This window comes from Amycolatopsis sp. w19 (assembly GCF_051373225.1).
Lineage (GTDB): Bacteria > Actinomycetota > Actinomycetes > Mycobacteriales > Pseudonocardiaceae > Amycolatopsis > Amycolatopsis japonica.
Map to the genome: position 1 here is coordinate 1 of NZ_JBPQFM010000058.1, position 1009 is coordinate 1009.

Genomic DNA, 1009 nt, shown 5'->3' on the forward strand with positions numbered 1-1009 from the left:
TTGAGGGGGCTCCCTCGCCGGTTGGCGTCAAACAAACGCGTTTGTTTGAGTGCCAAGAGGGTCTTGGGTTTGGAGAAATTGTCAATTCCTTAATGCTCCCTACGGTCCGCTTACCATTGACAATTGCGTAGTTCCTACTCTGAAGCTAAATCTTCTCTATCCGCAGCTTCAGGTGGAGTTTCCATCCACTCGTTTTCTATCATGATATCAGCTGCATCATGAACAAAATCTGATATATCCTTTAAAGACTTTGCATATAGTAGCGCTAAGTCGCGTCTTCCGTTTACAGCCATTGAGTTTCCAAAGTTTCGTACTCTCATCGAAAACATGTCCATTTTATGAAATACCATTAATTTATCGGAAAAAGGAGAAGTTGTTGAAGTTGTTACTAAATGATCAATTAATGAGGGAGAAGGCAAATTATCCTGATGAAGTTTTTGTATAAAACCTTCAATTATTTTATCAGTGAGTTCTTCTCCTTTTACAAATAATTCTCTAACCTTCTTCGTTTTTGTAACTTGACTAAACGCCATTACTAAAGCCTTACTTGCCAGGTTAGTCTCTAAATTATCGTATAAATGAGCAATTTCCAATGCATGTAAGGGCCTAACATCTCCAATAAAACCTTTTAGATAATTTTTGTGTGCTATATTTACTTTTTGTGGTGTTGGAATAATAGGCGATTTAATAGCTAACCCTTTATTCATTGAAATATCTTTGATATGTTCCCCCAATTTTACAGTTGATTCCATACAATAAAGGGAAAAATCTCTTACGTCTTCTCTATATATTAAGGGAAGTCCTACACTATAAAGACTAAGGCCTACTTTAGATACATACTTTAAATAATGTACATAGAATTCATCTTCAAATAATCTTGGAGCGTCAAGATTAACATCTTCTTTTGTAAAACCATGAGGGATAGGAAAGTTCTCTTTTATGAAAATACCTTTTATGATTTTCTGAAATTCTTTACTTAAGTTTAGAGCATTTTCCAATAATTTTTTTA

Annotated in this window: 1 protein-coding gene; it reads right to left on the reverse strand. The window is 34.6% G+C overall.

Going from position 1 to position 1009, the window contains the following annotated elements; all coding sequences use genetic code 11:
* Positions 1–134: 134 nt before the first annotated feature.
* A partial coding sequence (locus ACSMFO_RS40105) for a DUF3231 family protein (RefSeq protein WP_436462529.1) occupies positions 135–1009 on the reverse strand: 875 nt, incomplete at its 5' end.